The sequence below is a fragment of the Vibrio neptunius genome (assembly GCF_000967495.1).
GTDB classification, from domain to species: Bacteria; Pseudomonadota; Gammaproteobacteria; order Enterobacterales; family Vibrionaceae; genus Vibrio; species Vibrio neptunius.
This window is the reverse complement of sequence record NZ_JXXU01000021.1, coordinates 48,187-75,017: the sequence shown is the minus strand read 5'-3', so window position 1 is coordinate 75,017 and position 26,831 is coordinate 48,187. Positions and strand designations below refer to the sequence as shown.

At 49.7% G+C, this 26,831-nt stretch carries 24 protein-coding genes; 13 read left to right on the top strand and 11 right to left on the bottom strand.

Annotation, left to right across the window (positions count from 1 at the left end; genetic code table 11):
* Positions 1-39 precede the first annotated feature (39 nt).
* The 3 genes from TW84_RS08300 (at position 40) to TW84_RS24335 (ending at position 1,771) form a co-directional block, all read left to right on the top strand.
* Positions 40-735 (top strand): DUF6058 family natural product biosynthesis protein, encoded by a 696-nt coding sequence (locus TW84_RS08300; RefSeq protein ID WP_045975191.1) that lies wholly within the window; start codon positions 40-42, stop codon positions 733-735.
* Positions 736-981: 246 nt separating this feature from the next.
* Positions 982-1,464, top strand: a complete 483-nt coding sequence (locus tag TW84_RS08295) for a tetratricopeptide repeat protein (protein WP_045975190.1) — start codon at positions 982-984, stop codon at positions 1,462-1,464.
* A 133-nt stretch (positions 1,465-1,597) separates the two neighbouring features.
* Positions 1,598-1,771 (top strand): DUF6435 family protein, encoded by a 174-nt coding sequence (locus TW84_RS24335; RefSeq protein ID WP_157634018.1) that lies wholly within the window; start codon positions 1,598-1,600, stop codon positions 1,769-1,771.
* A 193-nt stretch (positions 1,772-1,964) separates the two neighbouring features.
* On the opposite strand, the gene TW84_RS08290 is transcribed toward TW84_RS24335, so the two are convergent.
* The 10 genes from TW84_RS08290 to TW84_RS08245 form a co-directional block, all read right to left on the bottom strand.
* On the bottom strand, positions 1,965-2,693 hold the full coding sequence (locus tag TW84_RS08290; RefSeq protein WP_045975189.1) for an ester cyclase: 729 nt from the start codon (positions 2,691-2,693) through the stop codon (positions 1,965-1,967).
* A gap of 23 nt (positions 2,694-2,716) precedes the next feature.
* Positions 2,717-3,607 carry an EamA family transporter gene (locus TW84_RS08285; RefSeq protein WP_045975188.1) on the bottom strand — a complete coding sequence of 297 codons (891 nt, stop codon included), beginning with the start codon at positions 3,605-3,607 and terminating at the stop codon, positions 2,717-2,719.
* A gap of 3 nt (positions 3,608-3,610) precedes the next feature.
* Entirely contained in the window at positions 3,611-4,636 is a 1,026-nt protein-coding gene (gene hemB / locus TW84_RS08280; protein WP_045975187.1) for a porphobilinogen synthase, read from the bottom strand.
* A gap of 81 nt (positions 4,637-4,717) precedes the next feature.
* Positions 4,718-5,920 carry a 3-oxoadipyl-CoA thiolase gene (gene pcaF, locus TW84_RS08275; protein WP_045975186.1) on the bottom strand — a complete coding sequence of 401 codons (1,203 nt, stop codon included), beginning with the start codon at positions 5,918-5,920 and terminating at the stop codon, positions 4,718-4,720.
* Positions 5,913-6,599, bottom strand: coding sequence for an alpha/beta hydrolase (locus tag TW84_RS08270; protein ID WP_045975185.1), 687 nt, complete (start codon positions 6,597-6,599; stop codon positions 5,913-5,915). Before TW84_RS08270 ends, pcaF begins: the two co-directional genes overlap by 8 nt.
* 14 nt (positions 6,600-6,613) lie before the next feature.
* Positions 6,614-7,471, bottom strand: a complete 858-nt coding sequence (locus tag TW84_RS08265; RefSeq protein ID WP_045975184.1) for a beta-keto acid cleavage family enzyme — start codon at positions 7,469-7,471, stop codon at positions 6,614-6,616.
* A gap of 209 nt (positions 7,472-7,680) precedes the next feature.
* Positions 7,681-9,027, bottom strand: coding sequence for an MATE family efflux transporter (locus TW84_RS08260; protein WP_045975183.1), 1,347 nt, complete (start codon positions 9,025-9,027; stop codon positions 7,681-7,683).
* Positions 9,028-9,112: 85 nt separating this feature from the next.
* Positions 9,113-9,970 carry a helix-turn-helix domain-containing protein gene (locus TW84_RS08255; protein WP_045975182.1) on the bottom strand — a complete coding sequence of 286 codons (858 nt, stop codon included), beginning with the start codon at positions 9,968-9,970 and terminating at the stop codon, positions 9,113-9,115.
* Between the two features lie 185 nt (positions 9,971-10,155).
* Complete coding sequence (locus TW84_RS08250) at positions 10,156-12,141, bottom strand: starch-binding protein (RefSeq protein WP_045975181.1); 1,986 nt, start codon at positions 12,139-12,141, stop codon at positions 10,156-10,158.
* Positions 12,142-12,691: 550 nt separating this feature from the next.
* Positions 12,692-13,474 (bottom strand): CLCA_X family protein, encoded by a 783-nt coding sequence (locus TW84_RS08245; protein ID WP_045975180.1) that lies wholly within the window; start codon positions 13,472-13,474, stop codon positions 12,692-12,694.
* Between the two features lie 445 nt (positions 13,475-13,919).
* On the opposite strand from TW84_RS08245, the gene TW84_RS08235 reads away from it, so the two are divergent.
* Positions 13,920-15,503, top strand: coding sequence for an SgrR family transcriptional regulator (locus TW84_RS08235; protein ID WP_052707899.1), 1,584 nt, complete (start codon positions 13,920-13,922; stop codon positions 15,501-15,503).
* A 473-nt stretch (positions 15,504-15,976) separates the two neighbouring features.
* Here TW84_RS08235 and TW84_RS24330 read toward each other — a convergent pair whose 3' ends face one another.
* The gene (locus TW84_RS24330) at positions 15,977-16,183 is read right to left on the bottom strand and encodes a hypothetical protein (protein ID WP_157634017.1); all 207 of its coding nucleotides are present in this window, start codon (positions 16,181-16,183) and stop codon (positions 15,977-15,979) included.
* 349 nt (positions 16,184-16,532) lie between these two features.
* Here TW84_RS24330 and TW84_RS08230 point away from each other — a divergent pair, with 349 nt between their 5' ends.
* The 9 genes from TW84_RS08230 to TW84_RS08190 are packed head-to-tail and all read left to right on the top strand — an operon-like array spanning position 16,533 to position 26,611.
* On the top strand, positions 16,533-17,660 hold the full coding sequence (locus TW84_RS08230; RefSeq protein WP_045975177.1) for a cupin domain-containing protein: 1,128 nt from the start codon (positions 16,533-16,535) through the stop codon (positions 17,658-17,660).
* Positions 17,644-18,843: an aromatic ring-hydroxylating oxygenase subunit alpha gene (locus tag TW84_RS08225; RefSeq protein WP_045975176.1), complete on the top strand. Its 1,200-nt coding sequence runs from the start codon at positions 17,644-17,646 to the stop codon at positions 18,841-18,843. Before TW84_RS08230 ends, TW84_RS08225 begins: the two co-directional genes overlap by 17 nt.
* On the top strand, positions 18,833-19,330 hold the full coding sequence (locus TW84_RS08220) for a nuclear transport factor 2 family protein (RefSeq protein WP_045975175.1): 498 nt from the start codon (positions 18,833-18,835) through the stop codon (positions 19,328-19,330). Before TW84_RS08225 ends, TW84_RS08220 begins: the two co-directional genes overlap by 11 nt.
* A 23-nt stretch (positions 19,331-19,353) precedes the next feature.
* Complete coding sequence (locus TW84_RS08215) at positions 19,354-20,586, top strand: CaiB/BaiF CoA transferase family protein (RefSeq protein WP_045975174.1); 1,233 nt, start codon at positions 19,354-19,356, stop codon at positions 20,584-20,586.
* Entirely contained in the window at positions 20,570-21,793 is a 1,224-nt protein-coding gene (locus TW84_RS08210) for an MFS transporter (RefSeq protein WP_045975173.1), read from the top strand. Before TW84_RS08215 ends, TW84_RS08210 begins: the two co-directional genes overlap by 17 nt.
* Position 21,794: 1 nt before the next feature.
* Complete coding sequence (locus TW84_RS08205; protein ID WP_045975172.1) at positions 21,795-22,745, top strand: TauD/TfdA dioxygenase family protein; 951 nt, start codon at positions 21,795-21,797, stop codon at positions 22,743-22,745.
* A 52-nt stretch (positions 22,746-22,797) separates the two neighbouring features.
* Positions 22,798-24,150, top strand: coding sequence for an MFS transporter (locus TW84_RS08200; RefSeq protein ID WP_045975171.1), 1,353 nt, complete (start codon positions 22,798-22,800; stop codon positions 24,148-24,150).
* Positions 24,150-25,295, top strand: coding sequence for a DUF3419 family protein (locus TW84_RS08195; RefSeq protein ID WP_045975170.1), 1,146 nt, complete (start codon positions 24,150-24,152; stop codon positions 25,293-25,295). The genes TW84_RS08200 and TW84_RS08195 overlap by 1 nt, the downstream gene beginning before the upstream one ends.
* Positions 25,292-26,611, top strand: a complete 1,320-nt coding sequence (locus tag TW84_RS08190) for a phenylacetate--CoA ligase family protein (RefSeq protein ID WP_045975169.1) — start codon at positions 25,292-25,294, stop codon at positions 26,609-26,611. The genes TW84_RS08195 and TW84_RS08190 overlap by 4 nt, the downstream gene beginning before the upstream one ends.
* The last annotated feature ends 220 nt before the right edge of the window (positions 26,612-26,831 follow it).

Sequence of the window (26,831 nt, the reverse complement as noted above, 5' to 3'; positions counted from 1 at the left end):
ATCGCTGGTGGCGACGCGGCGACAATCAGGATAAAGCCTTTGAAATCTCTCCCCTTACAAGACTATTTGAACACTCATTATCTTCGCCGCAGTGAGCTGGCGGAGAGGCTCAGTGTCCGCGCAGAAATGCTCACCCAGCTTATCGCATCCGGTATGATCCCATCATGGTCATATAAAGTAGAAAAGGGCTCAGTGTATACGCAAGTGTTTGGCCAACATTCAGCACACGGCTGCGTCAGCGATGAGTATTTTTCCCCGTGTGTCATTGACTGGTATCACCGCCATAGGCGGCAGTTCCCAGATTATGAAAATATTCCCAACCTTTCCGACCAACTTCGTGGTCAGTTTTTGTTGACGTTTGCAGAGACGGCGAGCGCAAATGTCGGTTTTAGGACAGTCTTTGCAGAGGCGATGAACGATTCGGACACCTTGCAGACAATGGCAGCCTCCACTTGGCAGCATCACCTGCAAGGAACTTTTGGGGTTTGCGTGCGTCAACCATCTAGTATGGTCAAACTGATTGAAAAACAAGTCGCCGTGGCGGCGCTGACTCGTATAACGAACAATGGTCAAAAAAACACATACACTGAACAAGAGCGATGCGATTGGCTTCAGTGGGTCTCGATATACGATCAAGTGGCCATGCCATTTTCGCCCGTTGACTATCCGCAATCGAGCCGAAAACGTTTGGTCGATGACGTGTTGCGAGTCTTAAATCCTAGCAAATGGCAATAGCCGCTCACATTAGCGTAAATCTAGGCTGAGCGGATGGGCTAAGCTGTGATGGTGGTGTATTTTCTGTTACGAGATAGATGACGGCGTGCCGCGTTTGGCGCTATGGTCGAGATAATGCCTCCACACTAAAGCGAGAGCAATTGATAGGTGGTACTTGGTGTGACGAGGTAAAATGTCCTACAGGACCACTGACACTCATTGAGGCCGCACAACGTTTAGCAACGGGGCTAATACCAAGAGGAATGTATGGAAGATATCATTAATCAGGCGATTAAGTTGCGCCGAGACGAAAATTACTGTGAGTCCAGATCCTTGTTGGGTTCATTATTGACTAATGAAGATTATGCTGCCAAAGCGCATCTGCAGATCGCGTGGTCCTATGACAATGAGGGCAAAGAGCAAGAAGCTATTAAGCATTACTTAGCGTCGCTGGCGGGGCAGTTGTCCAGTAGTGAGCGTCTAGATGCATTATTTGGCTTGGCCAGTACTTATCGAAGTCTAGGGGAGTACGCCAGCGCTTTGAACTATTTTGAACAAACGCTGAGTGAGTACCCAGATGCCATTGAGGTGCGTCCTTTCTACGCGATGTGCCTGTACAATGTCGGCCGCTCTAAACAAGCCGTTGAGTTATTGCTAGAGCTGCTTGTATCGACCACTAACAGCGATGCGATTAGCGCCTATCAGCGTGCGATTCTACTCTACAGTGAAGACTTGGATAGAACGTGGTAGGGCCGAATCCGAGGGTGGTGGCTCAAAATTCAGTGGATGCTTGCCATGTGTATGTCGTCTAATATAGGGGATATTTGACCTAAATGATGAGAGGGTGCGTATAGAGTAAAAAAATACACCAAAGAAGGTCACAATGTTTTCATTTCTTAAAAGTAATCCGATGAAAAAGCTCAAGAAACGTCATTCCATGCTGCTTGAACAAGCGATGCAAGCCCAACGACGTGGAGATATTCGCACCTACTCGCGGCTGACCGCAGAAGCGGACGAGCTTTACGGTCAAATCAAGGCTTTGCGCTCTGAACACTAAGACACTAGTCGATATGAATCGCAGCAGGCTCGGATTCATGATCACGCTAAGTGTGTCCTCAAAAAAATTGTCTAACGCATAGATAAGCCGAATGTTATGGACGTGCTGCGTCTGACAATTTGAGCTGTTGCAGGTTTGTGTGTTTCGCTCTCACTCCTCAGTTTTGTATGTGGCTAACTAACTCTTGAGCGCACTAGGCGGCTTGTTTGAGGTAGAGGCCCATTCGGATCAGCAGTTCAATCGTATTGTTTTCACAGATGTAGGCCATAAACATTTTTTTGTTGCTGACGTTGAGCAACTCGAAGGCGCGCTTGAGGTGGGTTTGCACCGAACTGTCTTTGATGTGCAGCGTCGACGCTACTTCTTTGACTGACAAACTCAGGGTCGAGAGCGACAGGCACTCGACTTGACGGCGAGTTAAGAATGGAGAAAGAAATTGCGGTATGATCGAATACAATTCATCTGACACCTTGTTTGACTTCATCGATGCTGAGCTCGGTGCATAGCCATCGATTAGCTGATTTAGCAGGCCTTTTGTATCGACAACGGACGCATAGTGACTGACTTTATTATTGACGAACGTCAATTGGGAGCGGCCCTGATAAACCAGTCCTTTGCCTGTCGCGGACACGCCCAGAAATTCACCTAAATGTGTGCCTTTGGCACTCCATTCGATAACGATGTTGTTGTCGAAGGTGGTTACTCGGTCTTCCCTGTATTCGAGCGTCGGAAAGGCGCGTTGCCACACTTTCAATGTCTCACAAAAAGAGCTGGAACCGACCGACAGTTGAAGCGGGCTTTCAATCACAGTGTTAGAGGTCATAACGTCGGTAACGGCCTCTGTCACTTTGTCATTCCAAATGCGATCCATAAGCTGACGTGCGGTCTGAACGCACGGTTGACGATGAGTGAAAATACGCACCTTCCTTTGTTGTACGTGTCGGTCTACGCTTTTCTCAGACGTTGAGCGAGCGTGGTGAACTTTGTGGCAGGGAGACTGCCAATCAATAGCCCTAGGGCAATCAGGCTACAGCTTACCACTTTTTGGGTAGTAATTACCTCATCAAACCAAACACTTGAACCAAATAAGGCAAACAGGGGCACAAGAAGTGTAAATGGAGCAACGTGTGATAGGTGATAAGACATCACCAATTTATTCCAAATCCAGTAGCCAAATAAGGTGGTGAAGTACGCCTGATACACAATGGAAAAGGCCCCAGACAATGTCATATGGTCTATTAATGTAGTTAGCCCTTGCGTGCCCACCTGAAGATAAGACAGGAAACACAGCGGTACAGGGGCAAAAAGCATCGACCACACACTGAAGGCGAACACCTGTTTCGTTTGGGAGCGCTTGAGTATAACCCCTGATAACGACCAACATAAGGCTGCGATCAAAATCAGCCCCACACCTGCTGAAGTGACAGAGCCGTCAGTCACCGTCAAACTGAGCGTAAGACCGCACAAGGCGATCACTGCTCCTATTGAACGTTGAGGACTGACTGACTCTTTGAGTAACCACCAGCCTAGCCCCAAACCGAACACTACGTTGGTTTGGATCAGTAAAGCGGCCATACCTGGAGATAAGCCCTCACCGATTGCCCAAGTAGATAGCCCCCAAACCCCAACTGAAAATGTCAGACCATAGGCCGCGAGGTATCCCCAGTGGACGTCAGGTTTCTTAACAAAAAAGACCGCTGGGATCGCTGCCAAAGTAAAGCGCAATGCGGTCAACAACATGGGGTCTAGAGCTTCCAACCCCAGTTTGACGACAGAAAAATTTAGCCCCCAAATTGCCATGATGAGCACACATAGGGTGTAATCTTTTAAGCTCATGCCTTACTCCGTTATTGGCATCGTACTTGGTGCTGCTTGCTGCCACAACGCGAACTGCTTGGCAAAGTAAGTGACAATGAGATCAGCGCCAGCTCGTTTAAAACCGGTTAGTGTTTCCAACACCGCTTCCTGCTCGTTGATGACGCCCATTTGTGCTGAGCATTTAATGGCCGCGTATTCTCCGCTGACCTGATAGGCAGCCAGAGGAAGCCGTGTTTGAGAGCGCAACTGAGCTAAGACGTCTAGGTATGGGGTGCCGGGTTTCACCATCAAGATGTCAGCACCTTCTTGCTCATCAAGAATGGCTTCACTGAGAGCTTGACGTCCGTTGGCATAGTCGAGTTGATAGGTGCGTCGGTCACCCTGAAGTTCACACTCCACTGCTTGACGAAATGGGCCATAAAACGCCGACGCAAACTTCGCACTGTGCGCGAGGATCGCCACCTTATTAAACCCGGCGGCATCTAAACCTCGACGGATCGCCCCGACCTGACCATCCATCATGGACGATGGAGCGAGCATATCGGCTCCAGCCTCTGCGGCATTAACACATTGCTTGACTAGGTTCGCCACTGTTTGGTCATTGTCCACGTCCTGATCGGTAATGGCACCACAATGTCCGTGCGTCGTATACTCACAGAAACAAATATCAGGAATCACCATCATGTCTGGGCATGCTGACTTAATTGTACGAATCATACGGCTGAGCAGGCCGTCTCGCTGCCAAGTGTCGCTGCCGATGTCATCTTTGTGATGACTGACACCAAATGGCATGACGCAGCGGATCCCCAACGCATCCAGTGTCCTGATCTCATCGGCCAGCTTGGATTCAGGGAGTCTTGTTAACCCTGGCAGGCCAGTGATGGGCACTGGAGAAGAGAGGTTTTCTTCAATAAAGAGTGGATAAACTAAATCGCGCAGTTGTACATCATGTTCACGAACCATGGTGCGTATGATCGGGGTGGTGCGTAAACGGCGAAGACGTTGGGTGATCCCTAGTTGAGGGGTAGAGCTGGAGGAAGATTCCACAGAGGTGACTCCTTAATGTGGGTAATGAGAAAGGCGACGAAAGGCTCCAAGGCCATGACGTCGCCCGAATAAGAGCACAAATCAGATGCGCTCGATGATCATGGCCATGCCTTGGCCGACGCCGATACACAGACTACATAGTGCATATCTTCCCTTTTGCGAGGCCAACTGATTCATCGCCGTTCCAATCACCCGAGCCCCGCTCATGCCTAGAGGATGGCCGAGTGCGATCGCGCCACCATTGGGGTTGAGGCGTGGATCATCAGGACTAATGCCTAAATGTTTGACCACGGAGATCACTTGAGATGCAAAGGCTTCGTTGAGCTCAATCACATCCATTTGGTCAAGAGATAGTTGAGTCAGTTCCAACACCTTTTTTATCGCCGGTGCTGGACCAAAGCCCATTATGCTGGGTTCTACGCCCGCGCAGGCCGTGGCGACGATGCGTGCCTTGGGCGTCAATTGGTGCTCGCTCAGTGCTGACTCTGAGGCAATTAAGAGTGCTGCGGCTCCATCGTTAATGCCAGATGCGTTGCCCGCCGTAACAGTGCCATGTGCCTGCACGACGGGTTTAAGTTTGGCTAAAGTCTCGAGAGTCGATAGCCTAGGATGCTCATCAGTATCGACCACTAACGGATCTTGACGCCGACGCTGTACCTCGATTGGCACGATTTCGTTGCAGAAGAAGCCGCGTTCTTGCGCCGCCGCGTATTTGGTCTGACTTGAGCGAGCAAATAGATCCTGCTCGTGTCGGCTGATGCCAAATTTAATGGCAAGGTTTTCTGCCGTTTCTGGCATTGTGCATGCGCCGTACTGCGCTTCTAGCTTAGCGTTGATAAAACGCCAACCCATGGTGGTATCATAGAGTTCAGCGTTGCGTGCGAACGGCGCGTCGGTTTTTCCCATTACGTAAGGAGCGCGTGACATAGACTCGACTCCTCCGGCAATGATAAGGTTGGCTTCGCCCGATTTAATGGCCCTCGCGGCCGTGGATACTGCTTCCATCCCAGAGGCACATAGTCGGTTGACGGTAGACCCCGGTACTTCAGTGTCCAGTCCGGCAAGCAGTAAACTCATCCGTGCCACATTACGGTTATCTTCGCCTGCTTGATTCGCACAGCCTAAAATAACATCGTCGACACGGTGCCAGTCGACCGTGGTATGGCGCTCAGTGAGTGCTTTTAAGGGAATCGCAGCGAGATCGTCAGCTCGGATCGAGGATAAGGCGCCGGCATATCGACCGATCGGGGTTCTGATGAAGTCACACAGGTAAGCATTAGACATGGGCCACCTCCTCATCTGCTGGCGCATAGCACGCGGTGATCAAGCCTCTGGCAAGTTCGATTTCCGCTTGACTGACGTGATGCGCGCGTTCGCTCGCGATCTCAAGATGAACCTGTGCACCGAGTTGGCCAAAGTAGGTGGCAGTTTGCGTAACGCGTTCGGCGGGGACCCAAGTATCAGTGTGACTACCTGATAGCAACATAGGCATGCCTTCAAATACTGGCTTCGGAGCGGAGGCCACAGGACACTCTGGACCAAACAGGCCACCAGTGAACACAATGGCACCGCCCAATGGTTGCAGCGCGCGTCGAACGAACTCGGCGGCCATGCATGCACCTTGAGAAAAGCCTATGATCCAGATCCGCTGCCTTTTGACCCCTTGTGAGAGTATGGCTTGAAGGATCTGATCGATGACCTCTAATCCTTGATCCAATTGAGGTTGGTTGTCGTTGAGCTCGCGAGTGAATCCACGTGGATACCAAGTAGTCTCTGGTGCACTTGGTAGGTAGTACGTCGCTTCCGTCAGAGCCAATTTATCAATCAGGTTCGCCATATCGTCTTCGGTTTGTCGGCGACCATGCAAAAGGATCACGACAGGGTTATCGTTACTCAACGGTGCCCCTGCTGTGCTCAGTGTATACGGGTGAATGTCAGTTTGAAGGGGTAACACAATCGTCATTCCTTGTCTTTGGGTTAAATTGTTATCGCTGCGATAGGGGAGGTTTGGGTGTTACTGAGGCCTAATAGGGCTTTGGCGTCATCCACGGTGGCAACATCTCTGCCCAGTTCGTGAGATAGCCGGACAATACGGTCGACTAACTGGGCGTTGCTGGTGGCGAGTTCACCTTTTCGATAATAGATGTTGTCCTCGAGACCAGTACGCACATGACCGCCGAGTAAAATCGAATAGGTGTTGAGCGGCAGCTGTGCTTGACCGATGCCGATGGCTGACCAAAGACTGTTGGCTGGCAGGCTATCCACCAGATGAAGCAAATCTTTGCAGGTTGGGCGTACTCCACCGTGAATACCCATCGCAAAGGCAAACATTAATTTCTCGCCAAGGTAACCTTGTTGCTGGAGCGTGACAGCTTCGTGGATGACACCAGAATGGTAGATTTCAATCTCCGGTGTGACCTGATGGGCTTTAAGTGCTAGCGCGAGTTTTTTTGCCAATGCGGGACTATTAATGAAAGGTTTATCACCATGATTGACCGAGCCACAGTTGAAAGAGGCGATTTCTGGACGATACTCGAGGTGGTTCCAAGCATCTTCTTCCGGCCTATCTTGGGGTAGGTTTAAGCCCGATGTACTGAGGTTGAGAAGGATGTCAGAACGCTCGCGGATGCGTTCTATGATTTCGCGCCACACCGATTGGTCGTAGCTGGGCCGGCCGGCGTCATCCCGAGCGTGAATGTGTGCCACACTTGCCCCCGCTTGGCTGCATTGCACGACAGCGTCAGCAATCTCCTTCGGGGTGTGTGGAATAGCGGGTTGCTTACTTCTTGGGGTTATACCGCCGTTTACTGCGGCGGTGATAATTAATTTGTCCATGTGTTTCAATTATTTATGTTATTAAATTACCTTCATAATAAATGTATAAAATTAAAGTAATGTCCCCAAAAAATGGTGACGCAAGGGATTTTTTCAGTACAAGCGTGCAGTTCAAGGTGACGCAAGGTACCTAAGAGTTTGCAATTTGGCCGAGGCTTAGCAACGTCTTCCCGATGATGCACAGAATGAAAATAACCAACTCGGCCGTGTTACCTATGCATATAGCGAATAAACCATCGTTTCTTCGGACAATACTTGGATAACAAGGATAGGCTGATCACAGCGGTGATTGATTCAGCAAATAGAACGCTAGCCCATATACCGTCGTGAGGAAATACCACGGGCAGCAGGAAAACGCCGAGCAGCACAAATATGAAGCCTCGGCTTACCGAGATCAGTGTTGCCTGTTTAGGCCTTGCGGTGGCTTGGAACAGATTGGCGATGACCATATTCAGCCCCATGAGTGGGACGCCGAAGAAGTAGAATGTAAGGGCTGTAGTTGCAAGAGGAAGTAAGTCGTTTGTGCTGCCTAAATAAAACGATGCAATCACAGGAGCGAACAGCCAGATACCTAACAAAAATAGAGTACCACTTCCTATAGCAGTTTTGCCTCCTAATAGCAAAATGTCATGAAGGCGATCAGGACGATTCGCGCCGTGATTAAAGCTAATTATAGGCTGACAAGCTTGAGCAATCCCCACCATCGTAAACAGAGCGAACACGCCGATATTGGTCGTTAAGCCGTAGGCGATGATATGACGTTCGCTAAATCGGGTGAGCAGGACGTAGTTAAACAACACTATGGTCATGGCGGTAGTAACTTCTATAAAGAATGTCGGAGTACCAAGACTGATAATCGCTTTCGCTCTACTGATTCCTATGCCTTGCAGGTTTAGTTTTAGCGTTCCTTGTTGTCGCACGAAGTGACTAAGAAGAATGAAGACGATCAGAGTTTGAGCAATGGCGGTGCCATAAGCGGCGCCTTTCATACCCATATTCATTGGGATGATAAACAGGTAATCGAGAATCAAATTGACGATTGCTCCAAGCGACAAAGCGTAGGTCGCCAACTTGGGGTTAGTATCATTGCGGACAAAACTCGATAACACCCAAGCCAGTGAGTAGATCACAAAAAACGGTAGAATGGCGGACATATATTCATGGGCTAAGTACGCGATATGACCCGATGCACCAGTGAGAGCAATCAGTTCGTCTAGCCAGATCATGGCGCCAATCACAGCAATGCCAGAGAGCCAGATAACGAGCAATAGGGATTGGTTAAACCAGATTTGCTGGGATTGTGTTTTACCTGTGCCTTGTTCGATCGACATGTTGGCTGCGCCACCGATGCCAACCATCATGGCAATGGCGGTAAACAGTGCGAAAGGAGGGGTTATGAGAGCGATCGCGCCCAATCCATCCGCTCCGACCCCTATACCGATCACCAGTGCATCGCCCATGATGAACAGAGACTTTATTAACATGCCAGCGAGAGCTGGCCAGAGGTACTGATAGAAAGATGTGGAAACTGGGTTCGTTTTTAGATCAATGGTCATAATGTACAAAGTGCCCGAGAATGTTGGATACGTGGACGGGTATTATCAGTACATCTTCTTAATCAAGTAAGGGACGATACGCCTTTTATGTTGTATTATTTGAACATCTTAGTCTAAATTTGGCCGGTGACTCCTTCCTCTGTTTACGATAGAAGCGGCTAAAATACGCTGGATCTTCAAAACCCAATTCGAGGCCGATGGTTTTGATGGTCTTGGTTGAATGTGCCAAGTCTCGGTTAGCTTCAAGGATAAGTCGCTCATGAATCAATTGTGTCAAAGTTTTGCCTCGCTCAGCTTTGAGGAGCTCGTTGAGACGTTTACTAGTAAGGGCCATTTTATCGGCATAAAATGCGCACTTTTTCTCCGTTCGATAGTGTTGTTCGATGAGAGCGAATAATTGATTAATCCTCGGATCGCGAAGTTTTCCTTGCTCGTTTTTGAAACTGGCGTAGCGCAGTAAATAGCGTAAAAAACCTTCGATAAGGGCACTGATCAACCCCAGATCAATTAACTCTAGGTCGCGTTTACACTCTTCTTTCAACATATGGAACAACGGCGACAAATAGATAAGGGCTTCTTCGTGGCAATCAATATAAGGAGGCTGGCCACTATGGGGTCTAAACACTTGGTCGATCAAGTGAGTGCCGCGCGATTGGTTGTCGATTAAACCCGATGCAAACACGAGCAAACGGACGTTGTTGCCCATAGATTCAGAGAAGTGTACCTGTCCCGGTGCTATGGTGAAGAAGCGGTGGCGACGATTATCATACTCAATGAAATCGATACTCTGTGTGCCTTGGTTTTCTTGGCACCACACTAGTTCCCAGTAGTCGTGGCGATGAGGCTCAAGAAATGGGCCTTCTTGCTGACCGGAAATCTCAATGGCTTGACAAGGTTGTTCAAGCTTAAGTTGAACATTAGGGATCACGGTTCTGGTGTTCATGGCAAGTTAGTGCTGTCCGCGTGATGACGAAAGCATAGGGTACCATTGCACCTGTTAGATTGGTACATGTCGTCAGCTTGACTGCGTCATTTGACTCGTGAGTAACAGTGAAACGTGAAACTGGCCAGTTGTCATATCACCAACAAAGGCTTCCGTTTGTTGGTAAACGGAAGCCCAGTTGTGGATCAGTTCTGCTCGGTGACGGTGATCACTTTTGTGTCGCTATCGAATGAAATCCGGTAGGAGGTGTGATCGCTGACAAGGTAATCAGTGCTAGGGTATGCGTCTGTCCAACTACCGTTATCAATTTTAAAACGGGCCGGACTCTCCTCTCCACTGAATGTCTGGATCGTGACATACTTCTGGGTGGCGGCATCGTAGCTTAATTGAGTGAGGCCCCATTGGTTGGGAGTGCCACGAAAATACCACACATCATTGCCAGCTTGGCTACACTGACTGAGCGGTACCCAGCTGCCGGAGGCATAGCAGAATGCTCCTTGAGATGCTGTCAGATCGTCCGTTTGTTGCGCCCCCTGATCACTAAAGATAACCTGAGCACGACTGATGGGTTGACCGAAGTCGTGGCAATACACGCCGTTTTTACGCTGCATCACAACTCCTGGCCATGTTGCGTTGTCGATAGTCGAGTCTGCGCTGACATTCCAATAGTAAAGCGTTGGCGACGCAAAGTGTTGGGCGTTATCAAAACATATCTCCTGTTCAGTGACGGGATCGGGGCCTGTGTCCGGATCACAGTCTGTACAGGTATTTCCTACCACTGCGCCTACATGAAGAGCGGCAGCGTGATCGCCAGAAACTGAGAAGTCTGCATAGCCACCGCTGACGGTTATCGTTGTTGGCCCTTTTGCATCTGGTGCGCCTAAACATTGTCCAGTCTGTTGGTTGTAGTCTGCATCAATGATGTTGCAGTAGACATTGTCAGGGAGGCCAGTGTACAAACGTTGAGATAGAGGGCTATCATGGCGTTTGTTGATCACCACGTAGCCAAGGCCTCCACGTCCAAAGGCAATCTGGTCGTTGCCGTTTTGCCACCAATCGGTCACTTTCCATTCTGCCGCTGTGTGGTTTCGAAATGCGACCATGTTGGCGATACCTCGCCATTGGTGTTCACAGACCCAACTTCCGCCGTTGAAACCACAAGCATCACCGGTATGAACCCCCTGACTTGGTGGGCCTGCATCAAAATCTCCTCCAAAGAAGTAGCCCGACATCACTTTAGGATAACCATAAGGGTAAGCCAGTGTGAAGATATTGGCTAAGTAATACCCATTGCCTGATACGCCATGCCAGATAGGACCATTAGGGTTGTGTCTTTCTTCATCATGGTTGGTCACGAAGGTGACGGCAGTATCACTTGATAGTTCGAGCTGTTGTCCGATATGACGAAGGCTCGCGATGTTGCTATTTCTAAATGCTGGCCCAACGCGTCGTGCGAAATCAAATTCGGTCACCTGACCAATGTGCGCGTACTCGGATGGTTTAACTGGCTCTGAGGCGGCTCCAATAACTTCTTGAAATAGATAGGGATTGCCGTTGAGCTTGTTCTTTATTGCCTCAATATCGCTGGCAGGGATATGTTTGGCCGCATCAATACGAAAACCCGTGACTCCCATGCTAATAGCGTCATTCATGTAGTCGGCTATCTTTTGGCGGACATACTCCGACTCTGTTTTCAAATCATTGAGACCGACCAGATCACAGTTTTGCACTTGCCAGCGGTTGCTATAGTCGATATCGCTACTGGTACAAGTATGGAAGTCGTTACTGCTGTAGGGTACATCCGGAAACGAGCGATTCCAAGCCGCCATATGGTTAATCACGGCATCCAGATAGATATCGACCCCAGCCGCTTTGCAACGCTGAACCATGCTTTGAAACTGGGCACGATCGCCGCTTCGGCTGCTGAACGCATAACTGACTGGCTGATAACGTGTCCACCATTGGTTGCCTGATAGCGTTGTGTTTGGTGGTGACACTTGCACCGCTGCGAACCCTTTTGGCCCAAGAAAGGTTTCACATTCTTTGGCGATGTCTTCCCAGCCCCATTCGAACAGGTGAACAAAAGCAGTTTTTGGGGTGGCAGCATGGGTCACTGTGCTGAGAGCAAGACCTGCGCTCACAGCCAGTGCAATAAAGGTTGTTTTTTTCATAGTTCTCTCATTCATAAAGTTATTGGATATAGGCTGTCGAACACGCTGCATATTATCCTCAGGCCACTTCGCCGAAACGCGCTGGCACAGGGTTTGTTATGGTTGCAGAGGTTATGAACTTAAGAGACAGGGGGCGTGTCTTTGTGTTCAACATGTTTCTTATTTTGCACGATTACTAATCAATTCGTGTGTTTTTTGTTCATAATTTAAGCGTTAATCACGAAAGGCGAGAGGGGGCACCGATGTGCCCTGATCGGGTTCACTTTATGTGAGAGAGATGGGCGTGCGCGATCAATAACTGCGCAGAAGAGCAGTATCCTCGAGCTCTCTCAAATAGCCAGATTGGTCACAGTTTGGTGTCGTCACGATTATTTGGATATGTCTCAAAATACTGTGGTGATAGCAGTCTTGTCTTTGCTCAGTAACGTATTGGCTTACTAGCGGTTTTATGCACCAAACCCACAATAGCGGGCAAATAGGAGGGTTAGACCAATCTCGTCCCTGTTTGCTGGCGCCTCACTGAGACGTTTATACTCTCTGCGCAATATGGTCAACGGCTGAGCGCCCCCCCGAGTTGCGTAAAATAGGCTTGTAATCCCTGATAGATAGTCTGACGATGTCTGAAGTCAGGATACACGGGCAGCACATCCTTGTTGGTGGTTCCAGCCACTAGGTAGGCATTGTTAATTTCAGCACACGATTCAATCGCCGACTCAAACGCACGGGCCATCATCTCAGTAGGCGCAGAAAAATACCGCTGGGCTAATGCGCGATCAGCGTGAACACTTCGTGTGACATAGTCGTGTTTGTCGAGGGTGTCTTCACTCAGCATGGTGATGGAGAACAGAGCCATCAGTCTGTCATTGAGGGGGTGTGCGATCGGTGGTTGGTCTTCGAGCCAACAGTCACTGGCAAACTTCGGGTGCGACTTTGATGTATCAATGTTAAAGGCCTTGTCCGCAATATAATGGTCGAAGGCGTGCCAAAATTCATGCGCTAGCGCGCCCGCGCCGGCATTCTTAGCTAAGGCAAGCTCACGTCGGTAAGGATCGTAGTGGGCTTGCACGCCCTGACGTCCGCCAGTGCCAAAGGCGAAGTTCAACGTACCGCGCAGGCCAATGGCATGGGGTGGAAGGGCGAGTAGATAGGCCAAGTCCGCCAGAGAGTCGTAGATAAGATTGGCCGCAAGCGCTTTTTCTTCTTGTGTCACCCAACGGCCAACCCGTAGGTTGCCCATCTCAAAGGTGTGTTGGATGTCCTGAAACGTTGCAGGTTCGCCATGTCGGTAGTCCGGTCCACGGCGGATTTGATGTTTGAAATGCGTTAACTTCACTGTCGAGGTACCCGGTCGGTATATAACGAACCGGTTGCCGGTCGCCTATTGTTCTGACACGCTAGTATAACCTAATCAGCCTGTGCAAAACTAACTGAGGAAATGTCGAACATCAGCCTTTATTGCTGACGTCGCGTAAAACCGGAATAGACAAGCCCTTTGTTCCGATTTTAGCTCGCTAAATATGGTTTATTCTCGGCTCATCGTTTCTTCAAGGACACAGCAGAATGACTCTTCATGACTACTTGGCACATTTTATCCAATCGACCTATAAAGAAGAAAAAACCACTGGATTGTGGGCTAGGGTCTTTTATCTGACGCCCGCCCAGAGAGTTCATCGACTTAATGAACTTTTTCAAACTGACCAGTTTTGGCAGAATGTCGAGCCGAACTCCATGGCGACTCCGCTTGCTGGGGGAAACTCTAACCGCACCAAAGGTCATTGATGAACAAACGCAAACTTGAACGTTACGAATACCTGTTCCAAAAGATGGGACCTGGGCAGACGAAGACGACCATCGAATACATAGCCGAAGCGTTTAAGTGTAGTGATCGTCATGCCCGTACTCTCCTCAACCAAATGACAGATTGCCAGTGGCTAACTTGGTCCCCGATTCGGGGGCGAGGGCATAAAGGGGAGCTACATTGTTTGTTAGAGCCGATGGAAGCTTGCTATCAACAAGTCGATCAGGCGATACAGGAGGAGCGGTATCAACAGGCTCATCAATTATTGGGGTTTAATAGGCGTGACGTGGCAAGCGAACTCAAACGCTATTTGGAGTGCACTTCCCGACAAAACGAGGCCGCTGTGTATGCGCCATTTCACCGAAAAATAGAGTCGCTTCATCCGCATCACGCCACCGAGCGAACGGAGCGCCACCTGATCCATGAAGTGTTTCAAACTTTGGTCAACGTTGAAGGCGAAAAAGTGGTGGGCAATCTGGCCCACGCGTGGAAGAGTGAGCAAGATGCCACAAGATGGACTTTTTACCTTTGTTCCTCTGCGACCTTTCACGATCACACTCACGTAACTGCTCATGATGTGGCGGATAGCTTGCAAGGGTTGGTATGTTTACCTTATTGGCGAAGGTTGTATGATCATGTCGTGCAGGTAACGCCGACATCCCAATATAGTGTGGTCATTATTTTGGACTCACCCGATCCTCATTTACCGTTTTTGCTGAGTCGTTCAGAAGCGTCTATTTTGTCCCGACAACAGTTGTCACAGCCCAAAGAGCAGTTTCAAGCTATTGGTTCGGGCCCATTTAAAGTAAGTGTCCACTCCGACAAGCTTCTGCGTCTAGTGAGGCACCCGATTTATAGTGGAACTTGTGCTCGTGTGGAAAAGATCGAAATGTGGATCCACCCAGAGTGGGGCGCGAATAAAAAGTGTGCAGAGAACTTTTTCTTTCTTGATGGTGAAGAAGACACTTATACCGTCTCGACCAATGAGATTGGTGACTTCTTCATGTTGTTCAACCACGCTGAGTTGCAGAGTAGGTCGCTAAAAGAGGCGCTTTCGGCATTATTTCAACACGATACTTCACCAAACCTTATGTGGCCTTTTCCCGTGTTGTTCACTTATGAGAACAACAATGAGAATCGATCGTTTGCCCGCAGGATGATTGGAGTCGGGCCTCAAATGGGTCATGTGCCTCACGGGCGAGAAGTGGCGTATGGACACACACAGCCCAAGCAGGATATGACCATCGGAGGTATACGAAGAGAAGGTGATCGTATCACAAGCTTACTGGCTTTTTTTAAACTCTATCCTTACTGGCAATCGACACTGTCGTTGTCTCAATATGCCGACTTATCTTCAACATTATCTCAAGTGCGACGTTCGTCATCTCGGGCCGACCAAGCTAGGCAATTGGACCACTTGCTTCAGCGTTTGAATGAGCAGAATGTCTTGGTCATTTTCCAATCAGAAGATCTTACACTGACGGTCCCTTCTCGGGTGCAAGGGGTCGAAATTAACTCGATAGGTTGGTGTGATTTCTCCAAACTTTGGGTCCAGCCAGACTGATTTTGGCCGGATGGCCTTCCATCGCGATGCTCTAGAAACTCTCTAGCTTTGAGGATCAACAAACCAGGCAAAGTGTCGATAACCGCTTCTGCGGCATAATTATGGCTGAGCTGACAAAAGCGGGTTTCTTCGAGCAGTAAGGACTATGTTTGCTGTTTAAGACGCCGTTTGTCGTGCGTATCCAGCCATTTGCTCTGAATGAAAAAGCACTTGAGTGACAGGGTCAGATTGTCAATGTGTGCGCCTTCTTCTTGTCCGGTGGGCGCTTAATATTCCTCTATGGCATGGATCGCCTATTTCAGTGACATAGGGTAACTCTGTGTCAAAAAGCATAAGGAGGGGGGGCGGCTTGCGCTTCGTTCATCGTCACTGTAATTATCTTACCGGGCAAGGTGTAATGAACTTGTCTTAAATTGCCACAAACAAAGCAATTACCTCACTTTAAATTTCTGAATTAAAAGAATTTGTGTTTTTTATGAGGCTGGGAGTGCTGTGAGCTCCTCCAGCGATATGGCATAGAAAGCCAGTACATGTGTGTACGTTTGGATCCTAAAATGTGCATTAGGGCCGTGAATACGCGCCAAACCATCGTCCTCAAGTGCCAACGATAAGAAGCGACAAAGCTTGTCTGTCAGAGGCAGGTAATGACGAGCATCGGTCAAATAGAGGACTACAAACATCTGATTGTCTACGAAGACGGATTTGATTGCGCGTTCGAACGCAAATACTCGAGAGTGTTGTCTGGATAAGGGTACGTTGATCCCACTCTACCTACCTTTCAGGTGGAGTGACTAGGGTGCTGAAATGATGTGTCAAAAAAGAAACTAAATGAAACTAAATGCAACAAAATGTAAATTTTGTAAATTTATATAATGATCTTCACAGATCTAAATAACTGATAAATAAATTGTTGTTTTCATTTAATCGGATCAATAAGCTTGCCCACCTGTTAATGATGTTGCATATCAACAGTGTGTATATGTGGGGAATTATTTTCTTCATCAACCCAATAAAAACTAAGAAGCCATTATGAAAAAACTCACGGAAGTAACCCTAGTCAAGCGCGACGATATTCCTTCGATTCGTACCATTGAAGTAGACGGCGTCGAGCATTGGTTAGGACATGTCAAAGATTTTATGAAACAACCCCATTTGCTCGATTTCTTACCGGATGACAACCGAGTCTCCATGGCTTGGGTACGCCTAGAAGCGGGCGAAGAGCTTGAACCCCACATTCATCCGGTCGAATCGATGATCTTGATGTGTGAAGGTGGTGCGAGAACAACTGGCGATGTTGAAGCTGACATGGCGGCTGGCGATGCCTTACTGGTGCCACCGGGACGCTTGCACGGATTTAAAGGAGCCGAGCCGAATGGGTTCTGGGGTTTATCCTTACAGTTTGATAGCCGCGGTTTGTATGAAGATTACTCCGACCCTTGGGCGACATTTTTGCCTGAGCAAGTCGAAAAATTTTTGTCTGGGACTGTTGGCGCACAGTTGATTACACGCAACGAGGCTTATATGGAACGTTTTGACAAGCATAAGCTGTTTGCGCTAGTCAATCGAGGGCTGCTTGATCACCCTCAAACCAAAGCTAAGTTCCTTGACTGCTTTCAAGTTTGGTCTGATCACTTTCAGCGAATGGTTCTTGCTCGAGCTTCGACAATGACGGAAAAAACCTTTGAGCACATGACGATGTCACATTTGGAAGATGAACTAGGTCACAATCGCCAATTGAAAGCTAACCGTGACGACTTTGCCGAAGTCTTTGATCCAGTGCTGGAAGCCGCCAGTAACTGGTTTGTCAGTCAGATGCATACCGCGAGTGAGCTGGAAAAAGTGGTCTTGGTTCATTTGGTAGTTGAGGCATCGGCTGTGTTCTTTTATCAACATGTTAAGCCCGCTCTTGCTGATTCTTCGACCCACGCTCATTTCGATCTGCACAGCGTATTGGATGATGAACATGTTCGTATGGGGTATGAGTTCATCGAAACAGTCGACGTCGATGATGGACAAGCTCTGTTTGACATCCAGAACAAAGGCTGGGCAATGCTAATGACAGTGATGTCACGCATCGCCGATTTGACGGTTTACGCCAACAACGCGCGCCAAGAAGCCAAGCCGTCTCAGGAGCGTCACGATGAAACCTTGGCCTAAGGAAGGCACCCGACGGGTGCCCTCTTACGTCTATACTAGTGCCGAGCAATATCAACAAGAACAAAGGTGCCTATTCCAAGGTGACACGTGGAACTATGTCGGACTGGAAGCAGAGTTACCCAATGTCGGGGACTATCGGCAAACTTTTGTTGGTGATACGCCGGTGATAGTGGTTCGCGATCGTGAGGAGACTATTCAGGTTTTGATTAACCGATGCCCTCATCGCGGGGCTAAGATGTGTCATAACGCTCACGGTAATACCAAGGTGTTCGTATGTCCATATCACGAGTGGGCCTTCAATCTCAAGGGAGAGCTAAGAGGCATACCTTTTAAAAATGGTATCAATGGTCGAGGTGGGATGGCCGACACCTTTGATCCCCATGAGCATGGTATGACTCGGCTCAATGTAACGGTGCGCCATGGCGTGATCTTCGCCAGTCATTCGTTTTCATTGCCCGATTTCGAACGCTACTTGGATCCAAATATGCTGGCTTATTTTGACCGAGTGTGTAGTGGCCGCCCTCTCAAAGTACTAGGCAAAATGCGTCATCGAGTTAACTGTAACTGGAAACTACAGGTAGAGAATGTAAAGGACCCGTTTCATGCGGCATTATTGCACTCTTTTTTTAAGAATTTCGGTATTTGGCGATCCGATCAGGAAACCCATGTCGAAGTTTGTGAGAGTGGTGCCCATAGTGTGCTGGTTAGTACGGCATCTTTCAAAGCTCAAGAACAGCCAAAGGCCGCTCCGAGTGTTCGATTGAAGGCTCCGGAACTTATTGACCACGAACGGGAGTTTGAGCATGGTACGGGGGCGATCATGACAATTTTCCCCAACCTTATTTTACTCCAGCAACTCAATTGTTTGGCGATGCGTCATGTGATCCCAGACGGCCCTGATGCGTGTATCAAAGAGTGGACCTTCTTCGGTTATGCTGACGAGCCTCAGACCTTGACCGAGCGGCGCTTACGTCAAGCCAATCTGCTGGGGCCTGCCGGATTAGTGACTATTGACGACAATGAGATCTTGGCGGTCACGCAAGCTGGGGCTCATGCCAGTCCAGATTCAAATATCGTTTTGGAGGCGAGTCAGGGAGAGTCCAGTGAACCGCATATGATGACCGAGTCGGCGATCCGTGCCTTCTATCGGTATTACCAAAAAGGGATAGCGTGTGGATCTTAAATCTATTGAACCGATAGTACAGCAACGTGTGAACGCGTTTTATGCCCAGTACCACCGGGCCTTAGAGCAGCAGCATTTAATGGAGTGGGTCGACATGCTTGACCCTAACGTTTCTTATCGCATCACGTCACGGGAAAATCTTCAGCGGGGTTGGCCCCTGTGTTTTGTTCGTTGCGACAATCAGGGCATGGCTCATGACCGTGCTTGTGCTCTACTGAGCTCAATTTATTTTCGTCAACGCCGCCAACAGCACGCCCTGTCCTACATTCACATCACGGACATGCGACGTGAAGGTGGTGTAATGTGGGTCTCGGTTGACACTAGTTTATCCGTGCATGAGAGCCTCAATCACGATGAAGCACGCCTGTTGGTCACGGTAACGACACATGACAAGCTGCGTTTGGACGATCAAGACGCTAGGTTCACGGAACGGTTGGTGATTTGCGAACCAGATGTCATCACCGATTCGTTGGTCTACCCCTTATAGAGGATTGGAAAAGGATACGTATTATGAACGCATTACCAATGGCTGATCTGACGGTCATTGATCTCACGCGCCATCGCGCTGGCCCTGTTACTTCGCGTCTGCTTGCTGACTGGGGGGCTACAGTGATCAAAATCGAAGAACCGACCGACCTAGGTGACAGTATGGGGGGGCCGAGAGAGGGCTTCGACTATCAAAACTTACACCGTAACAAGCGGAGCCTATCGGTCGACCTTAAATCTTCCGATGGTCAGGCGATCCTCAAGCGTTTGGTCGCCAAGGCGGATGTTGTTTTGGAAAACTTCCGTCCTGAGGTGAAGTTTCGTCTTGGAGTGGACTATGCTTCGCTTAAGGCTCTGAACCCAACCATCATCTGTGGCAGTATCAGTGGCTTCGGCCAGCAAGGACCTCTGGCGACACGCCCAGCCGTTGACCAAATCATTCAAGGTATGTCAGGGCTGATGTCAGTGACGGGGACTGATACGTCAGGGCCGCTACGAACTGGGGTTGCGATGGCGGACGTCAGTGCCGGTATGAATTTGGCGATCGTCGTCTTGATGGCCTTGTATGAGCGGCAACGCACTCAACAGGGTCAGTGGGTCACGACGTCACTACTTGAATCCACCTTGGCTATGATGGATTTTCAGGTTGCGCGTTGGCTCCATGATGGACAGGAACCTGAACGTGTGGGCAACGACCACCCAACATTGATGCCGACGGGCGTAGTACATACTCAGGATGGAACGATCACGCTAGCGGCCGCAGAAGACGATAAGTTCCGTGTGTTGTGTGAGGTGTTGTCATTGGGACCACTGGATCAGCAACCTGAGTATCGGGATGTGAGAGCCCGTCACCAATATCGTCATGGGCTTATGGCGGTCATCAATGCGGCGACACGTCAGTGGGAAAGTGCTTCGCTTATTGAACAGCTCAACGCCCGTGGGATCCCATCTGGCCCCGTACTCAGCGTAGAGGAAGCCATGAATCAACCACAAATGCGTGAACTCAACATGGTCCACCCTATGACACATCCTCAGTGGGGATCCTATGTCTTACTGGGCCAACCAATGCAAATGAGTGCTCATCCGGATGGTGCAGCCGTGCGAGCTGTCGCGCCCGGTCATGGTGAGCACACTTATGATTTGCTCACCCAAACGTTAGGATTCACGGAAGAGCAAGTGGCACAGTTTGTTGAGCGCGAAGCGATCGCCATCGCGCCCCTTTCTTCAGAAGGAGTGTCTCATGAGCCCGTCGCATAGTGGCCCGATTTCCCAGTGGGGTAGGGGTTGGTTAGGTTTAGTCTTGCTCTGGTTGGCCGGAGCAGGTACCCGATTGACGATCTTAGCTACACCACCCGTGATCTCGGACATCCATGCGACGTTAGGGTTAAGTGAAACTCAGGTTGGCGTGATTTCAGGGATCCCGCCAGTGCTATTCGCCGCGGCTGCAATGCTCGGTGCTCTGCTGATCACCAAAACGGGCGCTGTCAAAACAGTGGCGGTTGGATTGCTCATCACTGGACTAGGTTCTGCCCTCCGAGGGGGAGCAGACAGCGCAACCTTCTTGTATCTGGCCACCGCTCTGACTGGTCTCGGCGTTGCCTTGATGCAACCTGCGCTGCCAACTATTGTAGCCCATTGGTATCCCAAACATGTTGTGTTTGCTACGGCTATCTACGTCAATGGACTGCTGTTGGGTGGGGAAGTGTTCCCGGTCGCGCTAACTAACACTGTTTTGGTACCTTGGCTTGGCAGTTGGCGAGAGGCCTATATGGCTTGGGGCGCTGTCGCATGGATGATTGCGTTTGTTTTTTACTTGGGTGCACCAGATGGAAGCCAAGCTGCACAACGTAATGGAAAACGAAACATTTGGTGGCCGGATTTCCGACGGCGCGAGGTATGGAAGTTAGGTCTCATGATGGGCTGTGTCTGTGCAATCTATTTCGCTACCAATTTCTTCTTACCAAGGTATTTGGACGAAATTGGCTTGGCGTCGCAAATCGCTAGCGCCTTAATCGCGTTGAATCTGGGTCAAATACCAGCTTCTTTACTGCTTTTGTTGGCCAAACCTTCAGTGGCACATGCTCGCTGGCCCTATTTAGTCTCTGCATTTGGGCTGTTGGCGGCGCTATTGTTGTTGGTGATCTTGCCATCGAGTGCGGTGATTGCTGCATCAGCCGTGATAGGCTTTTTCTCCGCGATAGTGCTGATCCTGATGCTTGGCCTGCCCAGTGCAGTGAGTCCAAAAGAAGAAGTGCATCGCGTGTCTTCATTGATGCTTACCGTTGGTTACACCTGCGCGGTCATCACGCCTGTGGTCAGTGGTGTCTGGTGGGACGCAACGCAACGGCCTTCCAGCGCGTTTTTACCCATGATGATGTGTTGCGTGTTGTTATTCGCCTGCGCCACACGTCGCGTTACTTCGTCCTCGTCTTACCCATCGCCTGAGATGGCCAAAGGAGTCTAACATGAGCAGTACCCCTAATTTCTCGTTGACTAAACTCAGCCCATTTTTTGGCGCTCAGATCAGCGGTATTTCTATGCATGAACCGTTATCAACGGATGTGATCCAACAACTGGAAGACGCGCTTGCCGAGCACCAAGTTTTGGTATTCCCCAATCAGACGTTGTCTTCCGAAGATATTCTTCGGGTAGGACGCTATTTTGGTCAATTGACAGTGCATCCTTTTGCTGAAAACAGTGAACAGCACCCAGAGCTGATTGTGTTTGATTATAAAGATGGTAACCCGCCTGTCTTGACCGATCGCTGGCACTCGGATGAGTCTTACAAAGCTGCCCCACCCAAAGCGACCATGCTCTATGCTCGCGTGGTGCCCGAGATAGGAGGCGACACTTGCTTCAGTAGTATGACCACCGCCTACGATTTTTTGTCGACCAAGATGCAGACGTATGTTCAGGGATTATCAGCGATCCACGATTTTTCGCCGTATAAGTTCCTGTTCCCCAATACGCCTTCGGGCCAAGCAATGCTGCGCCAAAAAGAAGCTGAATACCCACCGATTGCGCACCCTATTGTCACTGAACATCCGACGACAGGCAAACGCGCGTTGTTCATCAATCAAAGCTACACTCGGGCAATCCAAGGCATGAGTCAACGAGATAGTGATGCTCTACTGGCACAACTGTTTCAAGTTACGTCAGTGCTGGAGTATCAGTATCGCCATCGTTGGCAGCCGAACATGTTGGTCCTTTGGGACAACCGCTCAGTGCAGCACGCAGCGGTGCATGATTATTACCCTAATCATCGTCATATGGAGCGTGTCACCATAGCTGGCCGCCAGCCAATTGCCGCATTTGAGCCTATTGACAGTAGTGAATTGCAAACGTTCAAGGTGCCGCCTTACGACCATGACGATTCCCGTCGTGCCCGTCGTCAATTTGAACTGGATGTCCAGTGATAAATAGGGGTGACATCATCACCCCGCTTAACTTAGGATCATGAGTGTTGTTATGAGCGAAACCGCTTCAACTCAAATTTCTCACGCGGTTAGAACCGCGAAGTGGAATGCTTTCCACGCTTCTGTGTTATTTTTGTGTTTAGCCATACTGATTTTGGATGGTTTTGATACGGCCTTGATGGGGTATGTGGCCCCTCAGATCCTCCAAGAGTGGGGGATTGAAAAATCAGACCTGGGACTGGCCATGAGCGCTGCGTTAGTTGGGCTTGCACTGGGAGCCTTAGCATCTGGACCTTTGTCTGATCGTCTTGGCCGGAAGCCAATCATTCTGGTCTCGGTGCTAATTTTTGGTTTGTGTTGTTTAGCAACCACTCAAGCAACTTCTGTTGCTGAGCTTGCTTGGTGGCGATTTGGTACTGGACTGGGGATAGGTGCAGCCATGTCGAACGCCTTGACTATAGTGTCTGAGTTTGCTCCTGAGCGACACAAGGCTTTCATGGTCAATGCGGTCTTTTGTGGCTTCCCGTTTGGTGCTGCAATGAGCGGGGTACTGGCCTCTTGGATGGTGCCTCACTGGGGCTGGGAGAGCGTATTTCTGTTGGGTGGAGCGCTGCCACTGTTGCTGTTTATTCCTCTTTGCCGCTGGCTACCAGAGAGCGTATTGTTTTTGCTACAAAAGCCGGAAGCTCATCAGGCCATCACGAAAACGCTAAAGCGATTACTAGGTCATGCTTGGCCGCACCGCATTGCGAATACCGCTCCTCGTCAGTCAGTCGGAAATCCTGTTGGAGTCATCGTGGCGCGTTCTCGATTGGGGGCGACACTTTTGCTCTGGCTTGCCTACTTCATGGGGTTGCTGATTTTTTATGTCGTCACCAGTTGGATGCCAATCTTGATCGGAGAGGCAGGCTATGATCTACGCCATGCGGCGCTACTCACTGCCTTGTTCCCGCTGGGTGGTGCTGTCGGTACTCTTGTGTCGGGTTGGGTAATGGATCGCCTCACGCCGCATTATATCGTTGCGTTCAATTACTTCATGACTGGTGTATTTTTATTCTCTATTGCTTACCTGTCAGATATCTATTGGCTGGGACTGGCTATTTTGCTGGCTGGTACTGTGATGAATGGTGCTCAAGCGTCGATGGGGTCCATTGCTGCGCTCCATTACCCAACGTCAGCGCGAGCAACCGGGGTATCTTGGATGCTAGGCATGGGAAGAGCAGGAGGAATCGCTGGTGCTATGATGGGAGCGAGTTTACTTCAGTGGGGACTAGGCTATCAGGACATTTTTCAAGTGTTGCTCGTGCCTAGTGTGTTGGCCGCACTGGCCTTGCTTGGGCTAAAGCAACATGCTCGACGACGTACCAAGCTTATGGCTGATCTTGTTCCGAAGGAGGCGAACTGATGGGGGGATTGTATGCGCTATCGACTTCCCAGACTTCGACACTACCACTTCTATACGGTCAAGTCAGAGAAGATGTGTCGGTGGACCTCCAGGCCTTGGCTCTAAGTCCTCATGACAGAGTACTGACAATCACTTCAGGAGGCTGTTCGGCATTGCGGTTTTTGGCCGAGGCACCTCAGCAGGTGACCGCCATAGATATCAATGCTAGTCAGTCAGCCTTATTGGCACTAAAGTGTGCGGCTATTACCCATTGGGATCGACAAGCCTGCCGCGAATTTTTGGGCGATTTACCTGCGTCAAGCAGTGACCGTCTGGATGGATGGTCAACCCTGAAATCCAATCTCAGCCCAGATGTTGAGGATTATTGGAATAAGCATCTCAATTTGGTGGCCAAAGGGGTCAATCAAGCCGGTCGCACTGATCGACTCAGCGTTTGGACGGGACGAATCCTGCACTATGTGACTCATTCGCCCAATCTGTTTGACGCATTGATGGCAATAGAGACCCTTGAGGAACAGCGAGAGTTTTATCGCCAACACTTCGACACGCAGCGTTGGCGCACATTTTTAGCTCTATGTGTCAACAACATAACGCTGCGTCGGGTGTATGGTGAAGGGTTTTCTCGAGCGCTGGAAAAACATGAGTCGCCTGCGGTACATCTTAGACGCAAAATTGCTCGCGCGTTTGACACCACCTTGCTCAAACACAATCCGCTAATGACGCAACTCCTATTTGGTCGCAACCCACCTGATCTTGCTGGAGCTGCCTACCTAAAAGAAGGCGTGTACGACAAGGTGAAGGCCAATTTAGACCGACTAAACATCGTCACGGAAGATCTGACCAAATGGGTGGTTCGGCCGGAGCAGCAAGGTCAATTCAACAAGTTGGCTTTGTCAAACGCAATGGAGTGCGTGCCCAGACAGGCCGTTGGCCCTTTTTTGCAGCGATTGGTGCACAGCTTACCGCGAGGTGCTGTGATAGTGAACCGCTCTATGATGGGGCAGGGTGCCACTACTTGGCCCGCAGATTTGTGCTTAGATCATTCGCTCAGTGCGAAACTGAGCGAAGTGGAACGTGCTTACATGTATTCGGCTGTCTCAGTGTTTCGTAAACGTTCTTCAATTATGCACGAGGTGGAACAATGAGTCCGGATAAGATGCGGCGTGCGATTTCTTATGCCTCTGAACGTTCTTTTTACCGAAAGCACTGGGGGCAACAAACCTCAACGGGCTTGGAGGAGACACAGTTGTCGGACTTGCCAGTGGTACGTAAAACGCATCTGCGTGATCATTGGACAGAGATTATGGACCGTGATGATGCTGTCGATTACGTTAGCTCATCAGGGACGACTGGACGCCCCGTCGATGTGCCCGTCCATCGCTTGCAAGAAATGGTCTGGGTCGACTCTATCACTCGGGTGCTACGTGAACTGGGTTTGCAATCGGGAGACCGTCTGCTTCAGACATTAAGTAACAACGATATGTTTACGTTGGGGCCACTCATTAACCAAGCTGCTAAGCAACTTGGGATCAGTGTTTTTCGTTGTTCTCCTCAGCGTGTGCAGAGGGTGGTCGATATTCTCAACTACCATCGCCCTGACGCTATCGTAGGCAACCCCTTGTTTCTTGAGGAGATGGCTGCCGAACTCGGCCCCGATTTCCCTAAGCATGTTCCCCTGCCTCGTAAAGCTTATTTTGCGGCATGCCCGACGTTTGATGCGTTGTTTCAACCTACCGCGACGGTGAATAAAGTACAAACCTGGTGGCAGTTTGAGACCTACATCAACGAGTACGGCTGTAGCGAAATTGGGTCAATCGGCTTCGAGTGTCAGCAGCATCAAGGTTTCCACATCCACGATGAGTATTTGTACGTCGAACTACTTGACCCTCAGACGGGGTTACCAGTTCCTGAAGGCGAGCCTGGCGAGGTGGTAGTCACGACACTGACCCAACCTCGCGGTTTCGCGGCTGTGCGGTATGCGACAGGTGATATTGCTAGTGGTCTTTACCGAGCCCCCTGTCTTTGTGGACGAACATCACCGAGGCTTGGGGCGATCGTTGGTCGTATTGACCAACAGTTTAAAATTAGGGGGCAAAACCTCTACCCAGAGTTTGTTTTGAATACGCTGGAGGGGCTGACTTTCCTCCAGAACGCACTACTGGTGCGTTATCAATCAACCTCTGGAGAAAATGTGATTGAACTTTGGTTGGAGAGCGCCCCAGATACACACGAGTCACTGCCTGCTAGGTGTAATGCGGTTAGGCGTGCACTAGAGGTTCAAGTCGCGCAGAGTCCGCCGTTTTGCTTCCTTCAGCATGGTCACTTGCAAGGCCTTATCCACGAGCATCTGAGTACGACTAACGGTGTCAAGATACCACGCCTGATCGATTTGAGTGATGACCAGTTTGAGCATGGCATTGAGCACTTCAAAGCGGTGAGTGGGGAGTCTACTGCAGTGTGATCTCGCGGGCTTGTCCATAAACAATCAAACCATGTCAATGAGGGGATTCTTCTTCTTGTCAATGAGTTCTTAAATGGAACAACAACGGCGGTTTTCAAGACAGCTTGATGTTTCAAAATGTGCACTTTGATATGTGATCTCATGCATAATCATCGCCCCGTTTATTAACTAGACTTCTGACGTTAGGCCCTGGGTCCCAGGGTCAGGCTCGATAGAGCTC